Origin of the sequence: Streptomyces seoulensis, assembly GCF_022846655.1 — a bacterium.
In the GTDB taxonomy this organism is placed as follows: Bacteria; Actinomycetota; Actinomycetes; order Streptomycetales; family Streptomycetaceae; genus Streptomyces.
Genome location: NZ_AP025667.1, coordinates 721,173 through 739,989, shown reverse-complemented (window position 1 = coordinate 739,989; position 18,817 = coordinate 721,173). Strand labels below are relative to the sequence as shown.

At 71.4% G+C, this 18,817-nt stretch carries 17 protein-coding genes; 9 read left to right on the top strand and 8 right to left on the bottom strand.

Annotated features, from left to right (window positions below; genetic code table 11):
* Window positions 1-2: 2 nt before the first annotated feature.
* The 4 genes from HEK131_RS03495 (at window position 3) to HEK131_RS03480 (ending at window position 5,735) form a co-directional block, all read left to right on the top strand.
* Window positions 3-758: a TIGR03089 family protein gene (locus HEK131_RS03495; protein ID WP_244333622.1), complete on the top strand. Its 756-nt coding sequence runs from the start codon at window positions 3-5 to the stop codon at window positions 756-758.
* A 112-nt stretch (window positions 759-870) separates the two neighbouring features.
* Window positions 871-2,043 carry an LCP family protein gene (locus HEK131_RS03490; protein WP_244333621.1) on the top strand — a complete coding sequence of 391 codons (1,173 nt, stop codon included), beginning with the start codon at window positions 871-873 and terminating at the stop codon, window positions 2,041-2,043.
* A gap of 234 nt (window positions 2,044-2,277) precedes the next feature.
* Window positions 2,278-4,032 (top strand): LCP family protein, encoded by a 1,755-nt coding sequence (locus tag HEK131_RS03485; RefSeq protein WP_244333620.1) that lies wholly within the window; start codon window positions 2,278-2,280, stop codon window positions 4,030-4,032.
* Window positions 4,033-4,145: 113 nt separating this feature from the next.
* Window positions 4,146-5,735 carry an LCP family protein gene (locus HEK131_RS03480; protein WP_244333619.1) on the top strand — a complete coding sequence of 530 codons (1,590 nt, stop codon included), beginning with the start codon at window positions 4,146-4,148 and terminating at the stop codon, window positions 5,733-5,735.
* 81 nt (window positions 5,736-5,816) lie between these two features.
* Here HEK131_RS03480 and HEK131_RS03475 read toward each other — a convergent pair whose 3' ends face one another.
* A complete protein-coding gene (locus tag HEK131_RS03475) occupies window positions 5,817-6,845 on the bottom strand; it encodes a glycosyltransferase family 2 protein (RefSeq protein WP_244333618.1) in 1,029 nt (342 codons plus the stop codon).
* A gap of 261 nt (window positions 6,846-7,106) precedes the next feature.
* Between HEK131_RS03475 and HEK131_RS03470 the strand changes: the two genes are divergently transcribed.
* Window positions 7,107-8,480: an LCP family protein gene (locus tag HEK131_RS03470; protein ID WP_244451931.1), complete on the top strand. Its 1,374-nt coding sequence runs from the start codon at window positions 7,107-7,109 to the stop codon at window positions 8,478-8,480.
* A gap of 41 nt (window positions 8,481-8,521) precedes the next feature.
* Here HEK131_RS03470 and HEK131_RS03465 read toward each other — a convergent pair whose 3' ends face one another.
* Window positions 8,522-9,070 carry an acyl-CoA thioesterase gene (locus tag HEK131_RS03465; RefSeq protein ID WP_161149303.1) on the bottom strand — a complete coding sequence of 183 codons (549 nt, stop codon included), beginning with the start codon at window positions 9,068-9,070 and terminating at the stop codon, window positions 8,522-8,524.
* 119 nt (window positions 9,071-9,189) lie between these two features.
* On the opposite strand from HEK131_RS03465, the gene HEK131_RS03460 reads away from it, so the two are divergent.
* Window positions 9,190-10,464, top strand: a complete 1,275-nt coding sequence (locus tag HEK131_RS03460) for an LCP family protein (RefSeq protein ID WP_244333617.1) — start codon at window positions 9,190-9,192, stop codon at window positions 10,462-10,464.
* 80 nt (window positions 10,465-10,544) lie between these two features.
* Here HEK131_RS03460 and HEK131_RS03455 read toward each other — a convergent pair whose 3' ends face one another.
* On the bottom strand, window positions 10,545-11,705 hold the full coding sequence (locus tag HEK131_RS03455) for an acyl-CoA dehydrogenase (protein ID WP_217461968.1): 1,161 nt from the start codon (window positions 11,703-11,705) through the stop codon (window positions 10,545-10,547).
* A gap of 190 nt (window positions 11,706-11,895) precedes the next feature.
* Between HEK131_RS03455 and HEK131_RS03450 the strand changes: the two genes are divergently transcribed.
* Window positions 11,896-13,239 carry a UDP-glucose dehydrogenase family protein gene (locus HEK131_RS03450; RefSeq protein WP_244333616.1) on the top strand — a complete coding sequence of 448 codons (1,344 nt, stop codon included), beginning with the start codon at window positions 11,896-11,898 and terminating at the stop codon, window positions 13,237-13,239.
* A gap of 122 nt (window positions 13,240-13,361) precedes the next feature.
* Here HEK131_RS03450 and HEK131_RS03445 read toward each other — a convergent pair whose 3' ends face one another.
* Window positions 13,362-13,868, bottom strand: coding sequence for a CGNR zinc finger domain-containing protein (locus HEK131_RS03445; RefSeq protein WP_244333615.1), 507 nt, complete (start codon window positions 13,866-13,868; stop codon window positions 13,362-13,364).
* Window positions 13,869-13,953: 85 nt separating this feature from the next.
* On the opposite strand from HEK131_RS03445, the gene HEK131_RS03440 reads away from it, so the two are divergent.
* Window positions 13,954-14,319, top strand: a complete 366-nt coding sequence (locus HEK131_RS03440) for a VOC family protein (RefSeq protein WP_244333614.1) — start codon at window positions 13,954-13,956, stop codon at window positions 14,317-14,319.
* Between the two features lie 19 nt (window positions 14,320-14,338).
* On the opposite strand, the gene HEK131_RS03435 is transcribed toward HEK131_RS03440, so the two are convergent.
* Window positions 14,339-14,698: a MerR family transcriptional regulator gene (locus tag HEK131_RS03435; RefSeq protein ID WP_217461972.1), complete on the bottom strand. Its 360-nt coding sequence runs from the start codon at window positions 14,696-14,698 to the stop codon at window positions 14,339-14,341.
* 55 nt (window positions 14,699-14,753) lie between these two features.
* Between HEK131_RS03435 and HEK131_RS03430 the strand changes: the two genes are divergently transcribed.
* On the top strand, window positions 14,754-15,827 hold the full coding sequence (locus HEK131_RS03430) for an alkene reductase (protein WP_217461973.1): 1,074 nt from the start codon (window positions 14,754-14,756) through the stop codon (window positions 15,825-15,827).
* On the opposite strand, the gene HEK131_RS03425 is transcribed toward HEK131_RS03430, so the two are convergent.
* Genes HEK131_RS03425 through HEK131_RS03415 form a run of 3 tightly spaced genes read right to left on the bottom strand, consistent with a single transcriptional unit; the run spans window position 15,824 to window position 18,666 of the window.
* Window positions 15,824-17,002 carry a dipeptidase gene (locus HEK131_RS03425; protein ID WP_244333613.1) on the bottom strand — a complete coding sequence of 393 codons (1,179 nt, stop codon included), beginning with the start codon at window positions 17,000-17,002 and terminating at the stop codon, window positions 15,824-15,826. The two genes, HEK131_RS03430 and HEK131_RS03425, sit on opposite strands and share 4 nt — an antisense overlap.
* Window positions 17,003-17,008: 6 nt before the next feature.
* Entirely contained in the window at window positions 17,009-17,530 is a 522-nt protein-coding gene (gene purE / locus HEK131_RS03420; RefSeq protein ID WP_217461975.1) for a 5-(carboxyamino)imidazole ribonucleotide mutase, read from the bottom strand.
* A complete protein-coding gene (locus HEK131_RS03415) occupies window positions 17,527-18,666 on the bottom strand; it encodes a 5-(carboxyamino)imidazole ribonucleotide synthase (protein ID WP_244333612.1) in 1,140 nt (379 codons plus the stop codon). Before HEK131_RS03415 ends, purE begins: the two co-directional genes overlap by 4 nt.
* Window positions 18,667-18,817 lie beyond the last annotated feature (151 nt).

Here is an 18,817-nt window from a genome sequence, read left to right as displayed (position 1 = left end):
GGGTGAACGCCACCGATCGCACCCCAGCCGACCTGCTGCGTTCCGCGCTCGCCGCGGACGCCGGACGCCCCCTGGTGACCTTCTACGACGACGCCACCGGCGAACGCGTCGAACTGTCCGTCGCCACCTTCGCCAACTGGGTGGCCAAGACCGCCAATCTGCTCCAGGGCGAGCTGTCCGTGGCCCCCGGCGACCGGGTCGCCCTGCTGCTGCCCGCGCACTGGCAGACGGCCGTGTGGCTGCTGGCGTGCTCGTCGGTGGGCGCGGTGGCCGACGTGTCCGGGGACCCGGCCGCGGCCGACGTGGTGGTCAGCGGACCCGACACCCTTCAGGAGGCGCGGGCCTGCCGGGGCGAGCGGGTCGCGCTGGCGCTGCGCCCGCTGGGCGGCCGGTTCCCGCAGACGCCGGAAGGCTTCATGGACTACGCCGCCGAAGTGCCGGGCCAGGGCGACCAGTTCGCCCCGTTCGCACCGGTGGACCCGGAGGAGCCCGCGCTGATCGTGGCCGGGGCCGAGTTCAGCGCGGCCGAGGTGGTGGAGCGGGCGCTCGCCGACGCGCCGGACCTCGACCTGACCGGTCCGGGCTCGCGCCTGCTGTCGGGGCTGCCGTACGACACCTGGGCCGGGCTGAGCGCGGGGCTGTACGCGCCGCTGGCGGCCGGGGGCTCGGTGGTGCTGTGCCGCAACCTCGACAAGCTGCCCGCCGAAGCGCTGGCCCAGCGGATCGACACGGAGCGGGTGACCGCCTCCCGGCACTAGGGACGCCCGGGTCACCCGTTGGGCCCAGCAAAGGGCGGCTCGGGGACGTGTGCGCCGCCATGGTCGTAGGAGCAGGACGTGACGTCCGTACGACCGCAAGGGGGGTTCCGCCGTGCCCGACACCGCGGACGACTCCCCCGTCCCTGGCGCCTCGGCCACCGGTGCCGGACTGGCGCGGCGGCGCCGTCGGCGGTGGGCCGGGGGCGGCGCGCTCGGGGCGGCCGTGGTGCTGCTGGTGGCGGGCGGGGTGGGCTGGGCCCTCTACGCCAGGCTCAGCGACAACATCACCCCCGACGAGGCGGCCGCGCGGGAGCTGGCCCGCTACGACCGGGAACGGCCCACCGCACTGGTGTCGGGCGCCCAGAACATCCTCCTGATCGGTTCCGACACCCGGGCCGGGAGCGACAACGGGAAGTACGGGCGGGACACGGGCAGCGAGCGCTCGGACACCACGATCCTGCTGCACCTGGCGGCCGACCGGCACAGCGCCACCGCCGTATCGCTCCCCCGCGACCTGATGGTGCGCGTCCCGGCCTGCCCGAGCGCGGACGGCCGCCGGGGCGAGCCGGCCTTCGCCATGCTCAACCACGCCTTCCAACTGGGCGGTTCCGCGTGCACGATCCGTACCGTCGAGGAGCTGACCGGCATCCGGGTCGACCATCACATGGTCGTCGACTTCAGCGGGTTCAAGCAGATGGTGGACGCCGTCGGCGGGGTGCGGGTGTGCCTGAAGGAGCCGATCGACGACAAGGCGGCCGGGCTGAAGCTGCCCGCGGGCCGGGTCACGCTGGACGGGGAGCAGGCGCTCGGCTACGTACGGGCCCGCAAGTCGCTCGGGGACGGCAGCGACACCGACCGGATGGAGCGCCAGCAGCGGTTCCTGGGCGCGCTGGTGGAGAAGGTGCGCGGCGACGGCGTGCTGATGAACCCGGTGAAGCTGTATCCGCTGCTGGACGGGGCCACCTCCGCGCTCACCACCGACCCCGAACTGGCCAGTCTGCGCGGCTTGTACCGGTTGGTTCGGGGGCTGCGCGACATCCCCACCGAACAAGTGCAGTTTCTTACGGTGCCGCGCGAGGCGTACGTCTACGACTCCGACCGTGACCAGTTGGTGCAGCCGGACGCCGGGGAACTGTTCGCCCGGCTGCGCGCTGACCGGCCCGTCGGCGTGGCGGACAGTTCACCGGAAACCGGCGGGAAAACCCCCGACGACAACTCCGGGAAGTCCCCCTCGGCCGTCCCCACGTACCGGGGCAGCACAGCCGCCGCGCACATGTGTGAGTAATCCCCACACCAAATCGACGAACTTTTGTTCAGAGGAATGAGCGGGATTGCCCAGTTCTAGGAACATGGAATTCGTCACCGGCGTCGCTCGACGCTGAACAGGGCGGATAGTGTGAGCGATCCGGTGCACCCGGCCCGCCAGGTCCGTCCTGAGGCCGCGCACCGGTTTCACCGAGACCCGAGCGCCTACGAGGGGGAAGGCGCCGCGTGGCCCCGACGGAGGATTCGGACAACCGTGGACGCGCAAAGCCGTGGGCGGGCGGAGAACATCGACCCCGCAGACCAGTGGGTACTCAATCCGAACACCGGCGAATACGAACTGCGACTGGGCAATTCCACAGCGCAGTCATCGGTTCCCTCACCCCGGTCTTCCCGGCGGGGGCGCCCCGCTGATCCCGACGCCGCGCGCGGCCGGGGCGGCGCGCCGGTCCGGGAGACCCGTGAGGCGCCGGAGCAGGGTGCGGAGGTGCCGCAGCCGCGCCGCCGCAAGGGTGCCGAGCCGGAACAGCAGCCGGGGCGGCGCAACCGGCGCCCGGCGAAGAAGAAGTCGAAGGCCAAGAAGATCGTGGCCTGGACCGGCGGCGGCATGGCCCTGGTGCTGGTCGCCGTGGGCTCTGCGGGCTACCTCTACCTCAAGCACCTGGAAGGCAACGTCTCCACGACGGATGTCGGCAGCGCGGCCAAGCAGGGCTTCAGCAAGGACGACGCCTTCAACATCCTGATCATCGGCACCGACAAGCGCACCGGCAAGGGCAACAACGGCTACGGCGACAAGAACAGCGTCGGCCACGCGGACACCAACATCCTGCTGCACGTCGCCAAGGACCGGACCAACGCGACGGCGCTGAGCATCCCCCGCGACATGATCGTGGACGTGCCGGACTGCGAGACCCTCCAGCCCGACGGCAGCAGGAAGGTCGTCCCCGGCTCCAGCCAGGTCCGCTTCAACACCAGCCTCGGCCAGGAGGGCCGGGACGCGGGCTGCACGATGCGCACGGTGAAGGCGGTCACGGGCATCACGCCGGACCACTTCATGATGGTCGACTTCAACGCGGTCAAGACGCTGACCGCGGCGGTCGGCGGCGTGAAGGTCTGCCTGAAGCACGCGGTGAACGACAAGGACTCCCACCTGGACCTGCCCGCGGGCGAGTCCAAGATCCAGGGCGAGCAGGCGCTCGCGTTCGTCCGCACCCGGCACGCCTGGGGCAACCAGGGCGACCTGGACCGGATCAAGGTGCAGCAGCAGTTCATGGGTTCGCTGATGCGGGACATGTCCTCCAGCGACACCCTCACCAACCCCTCCAAGCTGCTGGACCTGGCCGAGGCCGCGACCAAGGCGCTCACCGTCGACCAGGGCATCAAGTCGGTGAGCACGCTCAAGGACATAGCTCTTGAGATGAAGAAGGTCCCGCCGAAGAACATCACCTTCCTCACCGTGCCGGTCATCGACAACCCGACGGAGAAGGTGCACGCGACCGTGGTCGTGGACCAGAACCAGGGCCCGGAGATCTTCGACGCCATCAACAGCGACGTCTCCTTCACCGACGTCAAGAAGAAGGAGAAGGCGGCCAAGGACGCCCAGGCCGCCCGTCTGAAGGGCAGCAGGTCGGCGCCGTCCGACGTGCGGGTGCGCATCATGAACGGCGGCGCGGTGGCCGGCAGCGCGCAGGAGACCCTCAACTGGATGCAGACCGAGAAGAGCATCCTCAAGTCGGAGAACGCGGGCAACGCCCCGGCCGAGCTGAGCAGGACCACGCTGGAGTACGCGCCCGACCAGGCACCGCAGGCGCGGGAGCTGGCGGCCCTCATGGGCCTGTCCGGCTCGGCGCTGAAGCCGGGCAAGAGCGTCACCAACTCCCAGGGACTGCCCGCGATGAGCCTGACGCTGGGCAAGGACTTCAAGGGGGCGGGTGTCTCGCTCACCGCGCCGTCCAAGGCGCCGGACGTGAGCGACAAGTCCACGGCCGACAAGGTCGAGTGCGCCTCGTAGGTAACCCATCGGGCCCGTCGTGCGTCTAACCCGACGCGGGACGGGCCCGTTTGCTGGGTGTGTGGTGGAAGGACGGGGAGTTGTCGCAGAGTCGGGTTCGGGGGAGGGCCACGGTGGCGCAGGACACCAGAGAACGCGCGCCGAAGGCCGGCGGCCCGCGCGACGGGGGATCAGGGCGGGCTGGCAGACGCCGTGACGAGAAGCGGGGCGGAAAACGCGCGCTGCGCTGGTCGGCGAGCGTGCTGGCGCTGCTGATACTCGGCACGGCCGGCGCCGGTTACCTGTACTACGAGCACCTGAACGGCAACATCCAGGCGGGCGCGCGCAGCGGCAGCGACGACTCACGGGCGCAGCGCACCCGGCCCAACGCGGACGGCCAGACCCCGCTGAACATCCTGCTGATCGGCTCCGACAGCCGGGCCTCGGCGGAGAACGTCAAGCTCGGCGGCAGCAAGGACAACCGCACCAACCCGCCCCTCGGTGACGTGCAGATGCTGATCCACGTCTCCGCGGACCGGCGGAACGCCGCCATGGTGAGCATCCCCCGCGACACCCGCGTGGACATCCCCGAGTGCAAGGACGCCAAGACCGGGCGGGTCTACCCGGCGACCAACGACATCATCAACACCACGCTGGCCCGCGGCGGCGCCGGCTGCACCCTGGCGACCTGGGAGAACCTCACCGGGGTCTACATCGACCACTGGATGACGATCGACTTCTCCGGTGTGGTGCGGATGGCCGACGCGATCCGCGGGGTCGACGTGTGCGTCAAGCAGAACGTCTGGGACCGCTCCACCGCCGCCCAGCACGGTGGCTCCGGCCTGAAGCTGACCGCCGGAACGCACAAGGTACAGGGCGAACAGGCCCTCCAGTGGCTGCGTACCCGGCACGCCTGGGGCAGCGACGTGATGCGCGCCCGTGCCCAGCACATGTACCTGAACTCGATGATCCGCACGCTGAAGGGCCAGAACGTCTTCACCGACAGCGGCCGGCTGATGGACCTGGCGGAGGCGGCCACCAAGTCCCTGACGGTGTCCGACGAGATCAGCAGCGTCAAGAAGCTCTACGACCTCGGCATGGAGCTGAAGGCGGTGCCGACCAACCGCATCACCTCGGTGACCATGCCCAACATCGAGGACCCGCGGAACATCTCGCACGTCCTGCCCGCCCAGGGCGGCGCCGACAAGCTGTGGCAGATGCTCCGCGAGGACGTGCCGCTCGACAAGAACGGCAAGCCGGCCAAGAAGGCGGTCGCGGCGGCCGAGCCCGCCAAGGCGCCCTCGGCCGCCCCGGACCGGCTCGGGGTGCAGGTGCAGAACGGCACCCGGAGCAGCACGCTGGCACCGGTCAGCGGCCGCGCCCGCACGGTGGCGAGCGCCCTGGGGGCCAAGGGGTACGCCCTGGCGCAGGCCGACACCTCCGCGGCGCCGTCCGCCGACGAGACGGTGGTGCACTACCCGAGCGCCGATCTGGAGGGCGACGCGCAGGCGGTGGCCAAGGCGCTCGGCATCCCGGCGAAGCAGGTGGAACGTTCCACCGACGTCTCCGGGGTGACGGTCGTGGTCGGCGCGGACTGGCGCGTCGGCGCGACCTATCCGAAGAAGGAGGCGCCGAAGGCCGGTGACCTGCCGGGCGGCACGGACGCGATCAACGGCTCGGACAAGTCGTCGTGCATGGACGTGTACAAGCCGTACCAGTGGTAGGCGGCCAGGACGCGTGAACCAAGGGGAAGGGCCCCTCCCGACGCGGGAGGGGCCCTTTCACACCGTCAGTTGCGGTCGCGCTCAGCGGGGTTCGAGCACCGCCGGGCGGCGGGAGGCGATGACCCTGCGGGCCAGCGACTTGGGGCTGGTCAGGAAGCCGAAGCCCCAGGACATGTGCATGGTGGCCAGGGCCACCGGGATCTGCAGCCGGGCCTTGATCGGCAGGCCCTTGCCCGCCGGGACGGAGCCGGCCGCGATGGCGGCCAGGTAGCCGCCGGGGATCACGAAGCCCCACGGGGTCAGCGCCACGCCGACCACCACACCGGCCGCGATCGCGCACACGGCGGCCGGCGGGGCGAGGTAGCGCAGGTTGATGGAACCCTCGTGGTAGCGGGCCACGACGTGCCGCCAGCGGCCGTAGTCCTTGTACTGCTTGGCCAGCGCCTTGATGCTCGGGCGCGGCCGGTAGGAGACCCGGAGTTCGGGCGAGAACCAGATCAGGCCGCCCGCCTCGCGGATGCGGAAGTTCAGCTCCCAGTCCTGGGCGCGGATGAACTCCTCGTTGTATCCGCCCTGTTGCTCCAGCGCCTCACGGCGGAAGACACCGAGGTAGACCGTGTCGGCGGGGGCCGCCTCGCCGCCGGTGTGGAAGGCGGCGTTGCCGACACCGATCCTGGAGGTCATCGCGGCGGCGACCGCGTGCTCCCAGTCGTTCTCACCCTCGGCGTGCATGATGCCGCCGACGTTCTGCGCGCCGGTCTCCTCCAGGAGCCGTACGGCGGTGGTGATGTAGTTCGGCGAGAGGATGCCGTGGCCGTCCACACGGACCACGACCGGGTGCCGGGACGCCTTGATCGCGGCGTTGAGCGCGGCGGGGGTACGGCCGGTGGGGTTGGGGACCGTGACCACGCGGGGGTCCTCGGCCACCAGCTCGGCCGCGATCTCGTCCGTGCGGTCCGTGGAGGGACCGAGGGCGATCACGACCTCCATGTCGCCGGCGTACTCCTGCGCGAGGATCGCTTGGACGGCCCCGCGCAGATGCCGCTCCTCGTTGAGCACGGGCATGATCACGGACACGGCGGGGAGCCGCACATCGGGCTTGGCGTTCATAGGGGGCTCACGTTACCGCGAATGGGGGACACCGTTGCGCGCCGCCGCGGCCGCGACGCGGGCTGGAGATCGTATCGACCTACGGTTCTCACATTCCCACGTACGGCCGCAGCCCGGAGGTGTCCCTTGCCCAGTCCGCCTCGGCCCCCCTCCCCCTCCGCACGGGGTGCGGGAGGCACCCCCAGGCCGCAGCGGCGGCCGCGGCCGCCCGGCCGGGTGCGGCGGCGGCCCCTCGCCCGCAGGCGGCGGCCGCGCTGGGCGGTGCGGGCGGTGACCGCGCTGTCCGTGGTGGTGCTCGCCTCCGCCGGGATCGGCCACGCCGTCGTCACCGGCCTGGACTCGGGCATCGCCCGGGTCGACGCCTTCAAGGACATGAAGAACCGGCCCCGCGCGGGCCACGGCATGAACGTCCTGCTGGTCGGCACCGACGGCCGGGACAAGATCACCGAGGCGGAGCGGCGCGCGTACAAGCTGGGCGGCGCGCCCTGTCACTGCACGGACACGGTGATGATCGTGCACATCTCGGCGGACCGGGAGCGGGCGAGCGTGGTGAGCCTGCCGCGGGACTCGTACACCGAGGTGCCCGAGCACGTCGACCAGACCACCGGTGAACGGCATCACGCGCACCCCATGAAGCTGAACGCGGCGTACGCCGAGGGCGGGCCCACGCTCACGGTGCGCACGGTGGAGGCGATGACGCGTGTGAAGGTCGACCACTACCTGGAGGTCGACTTCACCAGCTTCATGAAGACGGTGGACGTGCTCGGCGGGGTCAGGATCTGCACCCCGACCCCGCTGAAGGACTCCTACACCGGGCTGGACCTCGCGCCCGGCCCGCACGACCTGGGCGGCGGCCAGGCGCTGCAGTACGTCCGCGCCCGGCATGTGGACGGCGCCAGCGACCTGGGCCGGATGCAGCGCCAGCAGCGGTTCCTGGCCGGGCTGATCGAGCGGGCCACGTCCTCGGGGGTGCTGTTCAACCCGATGCGGTTCCGGGACGTCACGCGGGCGGTGCTGGGCTCGGTGCGCGCGGACAACGGCTTCGGCACCGACGAGCTGCTCGACCTCGGCCGGGCCATGCGGAACTTCTCGCCCTCGTCCTCGGAGTTCACCACCGTGCCGATCGGGCAGATGGGGTACGCCGTCAAGGGCATCGGCTCGACCCTGAAGTGGGACCCGGTCAAGTCGGAGCGGCTCTTCGCCGACCTGCGCGAGGACAAGCCGCTCGCCACGCACCCGGCGGGCAAGGTCCCGGTGGCGCCGACCGTCGAGGTCGACCCGCACTCGGTCCGGGTCCGGGTGGAGAACGGCACCGGCACCGCGGGGCTCGGCAGGAAGGTGGACGCGGCGCTCGCCGGGACCGGCTTCGCCACCACCCGCCGTCCGGTGACCGCCGCGCACCCGGTCGCCCGCACGGTGATCTCCTACGACCCCCGCTGGGACCGCTCCGCCCGCTCCCTGGCCATGGCGCTGCCCGGCAGCGAGCTGCGCGCGGTCCCCGGCCTGGGCCCCGTGCTGCGCGTCACCGCGGGCGCCGACCACAAGGCCGTACGCCCGGTCAGGGCCCCCCGGCTCGCCGAGCCGGACGCCCCCGTGGTCCGGGGCGACGAGGTGGTCTGCTCGGGGAAGGCGTAGCGCAGGTCGTACCCCGGCCGGGGCCGGTCCGTCGCGCGAGGTCAGTCCGTGATGCCCTCCGCCGCGCGGCGTTCGCGCAGCTCGCGGATGGCGCGGCGGCGGGCCAGGCGGTGGGTGCGGCGGATCTGGGCCTCCTGGTGGCGGCGGCGGTCGCGCTCGGTCTCCGGGAGCACCTGGGGGACCTGGCGCGGCTTGCCGTCGGCGTCGACACCGGTGAAGACGAGGTAGGCGGAGCCGACCTGGGTGGCCGGCGCGGACTCGTTCCAGCGCTCGGCCAGGACCCGGACGCCGATCTCCATGGAGGTGCGGCCGGTCCAGTTCACCTGGGCCTTGACGTGCACCAGGTCACCCACGCGTACCGGCTCCAGGAAGACCATCTCGTCCATGGACGCGGTGACCGCGGGACCGCCGGAGTGGCGGCCCGCCACGGCGCCCGCGGCGTCGTCGACGAGCTTCATGATCACACCGCCGTGCACCGTCCCCAGCAGGTTGGTGTCGTTGTGGGTCATGATGTGGCTGAGGGTGGTGCGGGAAGCGGAAGTGGGCTTGCCCGGAATCTCCGGAGTGGCGGAAGGCGCCTGGTCTGTCATGTCCCCCACCCTATGCCGAAGCCGCTTTCGCGGAATTTATGTCGGGTTCGCAACAGAGGCGCTCCGATTTTCCGACAACCCTTGTAAGGCATACGTCGGCACCCTGCACACTGGGGCGCATGAATGACTGGCCCGAGGGATGGTCCGACGACGAGCGCGGCCCCCGCTACGGACGCGGCAGCGCCGGTGCGCAGCCGGAAGGCCCGCGTGTGATGCGGCAGGTACGCCGCCCGGCCGCGCCGCCGCCCGGCGCCCCCGCCCCGCAGTACGGCGGCGGGGTCCCGAGGCAGCCGTCGTACGTCGACGGCCAGGGCCATGACGGCTACGACAGCGGTTACAACACCGGCCAGGTCTACGGCGGCGGCGGTGCGGGCGGCCCCGGCGCCCCGGCCGGCACCCGCGCACCCCGCCCGGCGCCGAACTGGGGCCGCCGGATCAAGGTGGGATCGGTCACGCTGGTCGCCGTGCTGCTCGTCACCTCGGTGGCCACCTACTTCTGGGCCGACTCCAAGCTCAACCGGGACGTCGACCTGTCCCAGGTGATCAACCGCCCCGAGGAGGGCGAGGGCACCAACTACCTGATCGTCGGCTCCGACAGCCGCAAGGGCATGACGAGCGAGGACAAGAAGAGACTCCACACGGGGTCCGCCGAGGGCCAGCGCACGGACTCGGTGATGATCCTGCACGTCGGCTCGAACGGCGACACCCTGATATCGCTGCCCCGCGACTCCGACGTGGTCGTCCCCTCCTACAAGGGCTCCGCCTCCGGCAAGGTCTACCCCGCGAGCGGACGGCACGCGAAGCTGAACGCGACCTACGCCGAGGACGGCCCGACCCTGCTGACGCGGACCGTGGAATACAACACCGGGCTGCGCATCGACCACTACGTGGAGATCGGCTTCGCGGGCTTCGCCAACATCGTGGACGCGGTCGGCGGCGTCGACATCAAGATCGACAAGGGCTTCAAGGACAAGTACTCGGGCGCCGACTTCCAGGCGGGCGAGCAGACCCTGAACGGCGAGCAGGCCCTCGCCTTCGTCCGTACCCGGCACGCGTTCGCCGCCTCCGACCTGGAGCGGACCAAGAACCAGCAGAAGTTCCTCGCCGCGCTGGCCCACCAGGTGGCGACCCCGTCGACCGTGCTGAACCCCTTCACGTTCTATCCGACGATGGGCGCGGGCCTGGACTCCCTCAGCGTCGACAAGGACATGGGCCTGTTCGACCTGGCCTCGATGTTCTGGGCGATGAAGGGCGTCAACGGCGGCGAGGGCACGTCCCTGAACATACCCGTCTCCGGCTCCGTCGGCGGCAACCTCGTCTGGGACAAGGCGAAGGTGAAGACGCTGGTGGACCAGTTGAAGAACGACGAGAAGGTCACCGTCTCGGGCAACTGACCCGGCCGTCCTCCCGCCCGGCCCCGGACATGCCGAAGGCGCCTGCCCCGCACCAGGGGGAGGCGCCTTCGGCGTACCCGCTACTTCGGCAGGTTGCGGGCCATCACGATCCGCTGGACCTGGTTGGTGCCCTCGTAGATCTGGGTGATCTTGGCGTCGCGCATCATGCGCTCCACCGGGTAGTCACGGGTGTAGCCGTAGCCGCCGAGGAGCTGGACGGCGTCGGTGGTGACCTCCATCGCCACGTCCGAGGCGAAGCACTTGGCGGCCGCGCCCTGGAAGGTGAGGTCGGCGTCGACGCGCTCGGAGGCGGCCGCGGCCTGGTAGGTCAGGGCGCGGGCGGCGGCGATCTTCATCGCCATGTCGGCCAGCATGAACTGGATGCCCTGGAAGTCGGCGATCGGCTTGCCGAACTGCTTGCGCTCCTGGACGTAGCCCTTGGCGTAGTCCAGGGCGCCCTGGGCGACACCGAGGGCCTGGGCGGCGATGGTGATGCGGGTGTGGTCCAGCGTCTTCATCGCGGTGGCGAAGCCGGTGCCCTCCTCGCCGATCATGCGGTCGGCGGGGATGCGGACGTTGTCGAAGTAGACCTCGCGGGTCGGGGAGCCCTTGATGCCGAGCTTCTTCTCCGGGGCGCCGAAGGACACACCCTCGTCCGACTTCTCCACGACGAAGGCGGAGATGCCCTTGGAGCGCTTGCTCGGGTCGGTGACGGCCATCACCGTGTAGTAGTCGGAGACGCCCGCGTTGGTGATCCAGCGCTTCACGCCGTTGAGCACCCAGAAGTCGCCGTCGCGGACCGCCTTGGTCTTCATGCCGGCCGCGTCCGAACCGGCGTCCGGCTCGGAGAGGCAGTACGAGAACATCGCGTCGCCCTTGGCGAGCGGGCCCAGGTACTTCTTCTTCAGCGCCTCGGAGCCGGAGAGGATCACCGGGAGGGAGCCGAGCTTGTTCACGGCCGGGATCAGGGAGGAGGAGACGCAGGCGCGGGCCACCTCCTCGATCACGATGACCGTGGCGAGCGCGTCGGCGCCGGCGCCGCCGTACTCCTCCGGGACGTGGACCGCGTGCAGGTCGCCCGCGACGAGGGCGTCCAGCGCCTCCTGGGGGAAGCGGGCCTCCTCGTCCACGGCGGCGGCGAACGGCGCGATCTTCGCCTCGACCAGCGAACGGACGCTGTCGCGGAGCATGTCGTGCTCCTCGGACGGGCGGTACAGGTCGAAGTCAGCCGATCCGGCCACGGTCTCTCACGCTCCAAAGACGCTGTGATACTGACGCTAATTACCGTTAAGTAACTGAAAGTTTAGAGCGCCGCCCCCGGCCCGCATAGGTGAGCTTGGCGACAGCGCGAGATTTCCTCCGGACGAGGCACCCTCCGGGCACGACTATGCTCGGGGGCCGCATCATCGACGTACCCCGCCTGGAGCACCCATGAGCCTCAAGATCACCGTGATCGGCACCGGCTATCTCGGCGCCACACACGCCGCGGCCATGGCGGAACTCGGCTTCGAGGTCCTCGGGCTGGACGTGGTCCCGGAGAAGATCGAGATGCTGGAGCGCGGCGAGACCCCGATGTACGAGCCGGGACTCGACGAGCTGCTGCGCGCCCATGTGGCGGGCATCGAGGGCTCGACCGGCCGGCTGCGCTTCACCACCGACTTCGCCGAGGTCGCCGAGTTCGGCGACGTCCACTTCGTCTGCGTGAACACCCCGCAGAAGCACGGTGAGTACGCCTGCGACATGAGCTATGTCGACTCGGCCATCGCCTCCCTCGCCCCGCATCTGCGGCGCCCTGCGCTGGTGGTCGGCAAGTCGACGGTGCCGGTCGGGTCGGCCGACCGACTCGCCGCCTACCTCGCCGAGCACGCGCCCGCCGGGGCCGACGCCGAGCTGGCGTGGAACCCGGAGTTCCTGCGCGAGGGCTTCGCCGTCAAGGACACCCTGCACCCGGACCGGATCGTGGTCGGCGTGCGCGGGGAGCGGGCGGAGAAGCTGCTGCGCGAGGTGTACGCCACCCCGGTCGGCGAGGGCACCCCGTTCGTGGTGACCGACTTCCCGACCGCCGAGCTGGTGAAGACGGCAGCGAACTCCTTCCTCGCCACCAAGATCTCCTTCATCAACGCGATGGCGGAGGTGTGCGAGGCCGCCGACGGCGACGTGGTGAAGCTCGCGGAGGCCATCGGGCACGACGAGCGGATCGGGAAGAAGTTCCTGCGCGCCGGGATCGGCTTCGGCGGCGGCTGCCTACCCAAGGACATCCGCGCCTTCATGGCGCGCGCCGGTGAGCTGGGCGCGGACCAGGCGCTCACCTTCCTGCGGGAGATCGACTCCATCAACATGCGCCGGCGCGGCCAGATGGTGGAGATGGCCCGTGAGGCGCTCGGCGGCGGCTCGTTCCTCGGCAAGCGGGTCGCGGTGCTCGGCGCCACCTTCAAGCCCGACTCCGACGACGTCCGGGACTCGCCCGCGCTGAACGTCGCCGGCCAGATACACCTCCAGGGCGGCCAGGTCACGGTGTACGACCCGAAGGGCATGGACAACGCCCGCAGGCTGTTCCCGACGCTGGGCTACGCCGAGTCGGCGCGCGACGCGGTGCGCGGCGCCGACGTGGTGCTGCACCTGACCGAGTGGCGGGAGTTCCGCGAGCTGGACCCGGCGGAGCTGGGCGAGGTCGCCGCGGCGCGGGTGGTGCTGGACGGGCGCAACGCGCTGGACCCGGAGCCGTGGCGCACGGCCGGCTGGACGTACCGGGCGATGGGCCGCCCGACCGCGTAACCCTCTTTCCCGCGACGCCGGTTCGGCCGAGGCTCAGTCGGCCGAACCGGCGTCTGTGCGCATTGTGCACCACCCGGCCGGACGGCGACCGGGGAACCCCCCTCGCCTTACCTGTCCTTGGCTCACCTGTCCTTGGCGCGGTAGCGGCGCATCTTCGCGCGCGCCCCGCACACCTGCATCGAGCACCAGCGGCCCCGCCCGGCGGGGCTGCGGTCGTAGTAGGCCCAGTGGCAGGTGGGCGCCTCGCACGCCTTGAGCCGCTGCCAGGTGCCCGCGACCAGCGCCCCGGCGACGGCGGCGGCCACGCGGGAGAGCAGCGGGCCGGTGTCGGCCGGGGCGAGGGCGGCGGAGCCGTCGCTGTCGTCGACGGCGACGTACAGCGGGGCCCGGGCCAGCAGCTCGCCGAGCGGGGTGACCTCGTCGTGGGGCGGGTGCCCGGCGTGCGCGAGGAGGGCGGCGCGCAGCGACTCGCGCAGCGCGCGGGCGGTGTCCAGCTCGCCGTCGCCGATCCCGAGCGCGGCGCGGCCCCCGGCCGTGTCCAGCGTGTCGCGGCCGCTCTCGATGTCCAGGGTGTTGACCAGGGACTCCACCAGGGCGAGACCTCCTGGCGCGACCGATCTCTCACTCATGCTTGCGACGTTACCCCCGATGCCGGACCATGGGGTAACCGTTACCGGTTGAAGAGATTTACGAGTAACGACCGAGGAGGAAGTCATGGCACTCGCCAAGCTGGGCGCGATCGTCCTGGACTGTCCCGACCCCGAGGCGCTGGCCCGTTTCTACGCCGGAGTCCTGGGCGGCACGGTGGAAGTGGAGCAGGACGGCCGCTGGGTGGACCTGCACACCCCCACCGGCCGGACCGTCGCCTTCCAGCAGGCCCCCGGTTTCGTCCCCCCGAAGTGGCCCGCCGCGGACGCCTCGCAGCAGTTCCACCTGGATCTCACGGTGGACGACCTCGACGAGGCCGAGCGGCAGATCCTCGCCCTCGGCGCCAAGCCCCTGGACACCGACGCCCCGGGCCGGTCCTGGCGCGTCTACGCCGACCCGGCAGGCCACCCGTTCTGCCTGTGCGCTTCCTGAGACCGGGACTCCCAGGGGGTCACTCGCCCTCCGCCGCCTCGATGACCCCGTCCAGGGTGTCGCGGGTGCGGTGGAGGTCGGTGATCAGGCGGTCGATGCGGGCGCGTTCCTCGGTGAGGTCGGCCAGGAGTCTCGGGGTCGCCCGCTCCGAGGGGCCGCCGTCCTGGTCCCGCATGCAGGGCAGCAGATGGCGGATGCGCTCGCTGTGCAGCCCGGCCGCGTAGAGCTCCTGGATGCGGACCACACGGTCGACGGCGGCCTCGGGGTACTCCCGGTGGCCGCCGGCCGTGCGCTCGGCCGACAACAGGCCGTGGCTCTCGTAATAGCGCAGCGACCGCTCGCTCACTCCGGTCCGCCGGGCCAGCTCACCGATCCGCACATCCGCCTCCCCAGGGCTTGAACCTGACACCGGTGTCAGCTTCTACGGTACGGCCATGACGGACTTCCTGGCCCCGGCCCGGCTGGGCCAACTCGCCCTCCCGCACCACCTGGTGATGGCCCCGCTCACCCGCAACCGCGCGGAGGCGGACGGCACCCCGACCCCGCTCATGGCCGACTACTACGCCCAGCGCGCCTCCGCCGGCCTCATCATCGGCGAGGCCGCGACGCCGAACGCGGTCGGCCAGACCTACCCGGACATCACCGCCCTCCACACCGACCGGCACACCGACGGCTGGCGCAAGATCACCGAGGCCGTGGGGGCCGCCGGCGGGCACATGTTCCTCCAGCTCCAGCACGGCGGCCGGGTCAGCCACCCGGCGACGACGGGGCTCACCCCCGTGGCGCCGTCCGCCGTGCCGCTCCCGGAGACGATCTTCACGCGGCAGGGGCACCTGCCCGCCCCCGTGCCCCGCGAGATGACGCCCGACGACATCCGGACCACGGTCGCCGACTTCGCCTCGGCCGCCCGGCGCGCGATCGACGCCGGATTCGAGGGCGTGGAGGTGCACTCGGCCAACGGGCATCTGCTGCACCAGTTCCTCGCCGGCAACACCAACCGCCGTACCGACGGCTACGGCGGCCCGCCCGAGCACCGGGTGCGCTTCACCGCGGAGGTGACCGAGGCGGTGGCCGACGCGATCGGCGCCGAGCGGGTGGGTCTGCGGATCTCACCGGGCGGCACGGTCAACGGCATCCAGGAGGACGACACCGGCACCCTGTACCCGGCACTCGTGCACCGCGTGCGCGGCCTGGGCCTCGCCTACCTGCACCTGGTGCGTGCCGAACCCGGCGACGAGCTGTACCGGCGGCTGCGCGCCGACTGGCCGGGCACGCTGATCGGCAACCCGGTGCTGACCGACCTCACCACCGAGGCGGTGACACGGGCGGCACGGGAGATGCTGGCTTCCGGATCGGACCTGGTCGCCCTCGGGCGCCCCTTCATCTCCAACCCGGACCTGGTCGAACGCCTGCGCCGGGGAGCCCCGCTCAACCCGCTCCGCGAGCGGTACCTGATGTACGTGGGCGGGGCCGACGGCTACACCGACTACCCCGCCCTCGTCGACTAGCCGTCCAGCGACTCGATCGTCGCGTGGGAGGCCGGGCGGGTGGCGCGGAGGTCGCGGGCGACGTCCTCGGCCGCGCCCAGTACGCGGACCGCGTTCTGCCAGGTCAGCTTGGCGAGGTCCGGCTTGGACCAGCCCCGGTCGAGGAGCTCCGCGATCAGGTTCGGGTAGCCGGAGACGTCGTTCAGACCCTCCGGGGTGAACGCGGTGCCGTCGTAGTCGCCGCCGATGCCGAGGTGGTCGATGCCGGCGACCTCGCGCATGTGGTCGAGGTGGTCCGCGACCGTGGAGACCGTGGCGACGGGGCGCGGGTTGCGCTCCTCGAAGGCCCGGTGGACCTTCATGCCCTCCTCGGTGGTGTCGAGGTGGTGCAGGCCGTGCGCGCGCATGTTGTCGTCGGCGGCCGCCGTCCAGTCCACGGCGGCCTGGAGGACGAACTTCGGCACGAAGGTCACCATCGCCATGCCGCCGTTGGCGGGCAGCCGCTCCAGCACGTCGTCCGGGACGTTGCGCGGGTGGTCGCACACGGCACGCGAGGAGGAGTGCGAGAAGATCACCGGCGCCGAGGTGGCGTCCAGCGCGTCCCGCATCGTCGTCGCCGCGACGTGGGAGAGGTCGACCAGCATGCCGAGCCGGTTCATCTCCCGCACGACCTCGCGGCCGAAGGCCGTCAGACCGTTCGCCTTCGGCGCGTCGGTCGCGGAGTCCGCCCAGTCCACGTTGTCGTTGTGGGTGAGCGTCATGTACCGCACACCGAGCGCGTACAGGCCGCGCAGCGTGCCGAGGGAGTTGGCGATGGAGTGGCCGCCCTCGGCGCCCATCAGCGAGGCGATCCGGCCGGAGGCGCGGGCCGCCTCCATGTCGGCGGCCGTCAGCGCGGGCGCCAGCTCGGCCGGGTACCGCTCGATCAGCCGCGTCACGCAGTCGATCTGCTCCAGCGTGGCGGGCACCGCGTCGGGCAGGTCCGAGCGGACGTACACCGACCAGTACTGCGCACCCACGCCGCCTTCCCGCAGGCGCGGCAGGTCGGTGTGCAGATGGGCGTCCTGCGGGGCGGAGATGTCGCGCGCCCCGAGGTCGTAGGCGACCTGCTCACGCAGCGCCCACGGCAGGTCGTTGTGGCCGTCGACGACGGGGAACTCCCGCAGCAGCGCGCGGGCTTCGTCCGAAAAGGTCATCCGCGTCTACTTCCCGAATCCGAAGCCGGCCGAACCCTCGACCTTGGAGCGGAGGCGCTTGCCCTTCTCCGTGGCCTGGTCGTTCAGCTCCTGCTGGAAGTCGCGCATGCGCTGGAGGAGGTCCTCGTCGTGCGCGGCGAGCATCCGGGCGGCCAGCAGACCGGCGTTGCGGGCACCGCCGACGGAGACGGTGGCGACCGGCACCCCGGCCGGCATCTGCACGATCGACAGCAGCGAGTCCATGCCGTCCAGGTACTTCAGCGGCACCGGCACGCCGATGACCGGCAGCGGCGTCACCGAGGCGAGCATGCCGGGCAGGTGGGCGGCGCCGCCCGCGCCCGCGATGATCGCCTTCAGCCCGCGCTCGGCGGCATGCTCCCCGTACGCGACCATCTCGCGCGGCATCCGGTGCGCGGAGACGACGTCCACCTCGTAGGGGATCTCGAACTCGTCAAGGGCCTTGGCGGCGGCCTCCATGACGGGCCAGTCGGAGTCCGACCCCATGACGATGCCAACAACGGGGCTCATTCGGTGATCGTGCCTCTCAGGTAGCCGGCTGCGTGACGGGCGCGCTCCAGCACGTCGTCCAGGTCATCGCCGTACGTGTTGACGTGCCCCACCTTGCGGCCGGGCTTCACGTCCTTGCCATACATGTGGATCTTGAGCTGGGGGTCGCGAGCCATGCAGTGCAGGTAAGCGGAGTACATGTCCGGGTAGTCGCCGCCGAGGACGTTGACCATGACCGTCCAGGGCGCGCGGGGGCGCGGGTCGCCGAGGGGGAGGTCGAGGACCGCGCGGACGTGGTTGGCGAACTGCGAGGTGATCGCGCCGTCCATCGACCAGTGGCCGGAGTTGTGCGGGCGCATCGCCAGCTCGTTGACGAGGACACGGCCGTCACGGGTCTCGAACAGCTCGACCGCGAGGTGGCCGACGACGCCGAGTTCCTTGGCGATGTTCAGCGCCATCTGCTCGGCGTGCAGCGCGAGGGACTCGTCCAGGTCGGGCGCGGGCGCGATCACGGTGTCGCACACGCCGGCGACCTGCCGGGACTCCACCACCGGGTAGGCGACGGCCTGGCCGTGCGGGGAGCGTACGACGTTGGCGGCCAGCTCGCGGACGTAGTCGACCTTCTCCTCGGCCAGCACCGGGACGCCCGCCCGGAACGGCTCGGCGGCCTCCGCCTCGGAGTCGACGACCCACACGCCCTTGCCGTCGTAGCCGCCGCGCACGGTCTTGAGGACGACGGGGAAGCCGTCGCCCTCGGCCGCGAAGGCGGCCACGTCGGCCGGATCGCGCACGATGCGGTGTCGCGGACAGGGCACGCCGATCTCCGTGAGCTTCGCGCGCATCACGCCCTTGTCCTGGGCGTGCACGAGCGCGTCGGGCCCTGGCCGGACGGGGATGCCGTCCGCCTCCAGTGCCTTGAGATGCTCGGTCGGCACGTGCTCGTGATCGAAGGTGATCACGTCACAGCCGCGCGCGAACTCACGCAGCGTGTCGAGGTCGCGGTAGTCGCCGATGACGACTTCGCTCACGACCTGCGCCGCGGAATCCTGGGGAGTGTCACTGAGGAGCTTGAACCTGATGCCCAACGGGATGCCCGCCTCGTGCGTCATACGCGCGAGCTGCCCCCCGCCGACCATGCCGACTACCGGGAACGTCACCCCCCTAGCGTATCGGCCGCCGGGACCGGCCCGGACGGCCGATCCCCGGACCGCCCGGCGCGCATCTCTTACCCGGCCCTTGCCTGCCTCTTGCCGACCCGTTTCCACACCGGGGCCGGGTACGCGGGCATAGGAGGGATCGCGTGGATAG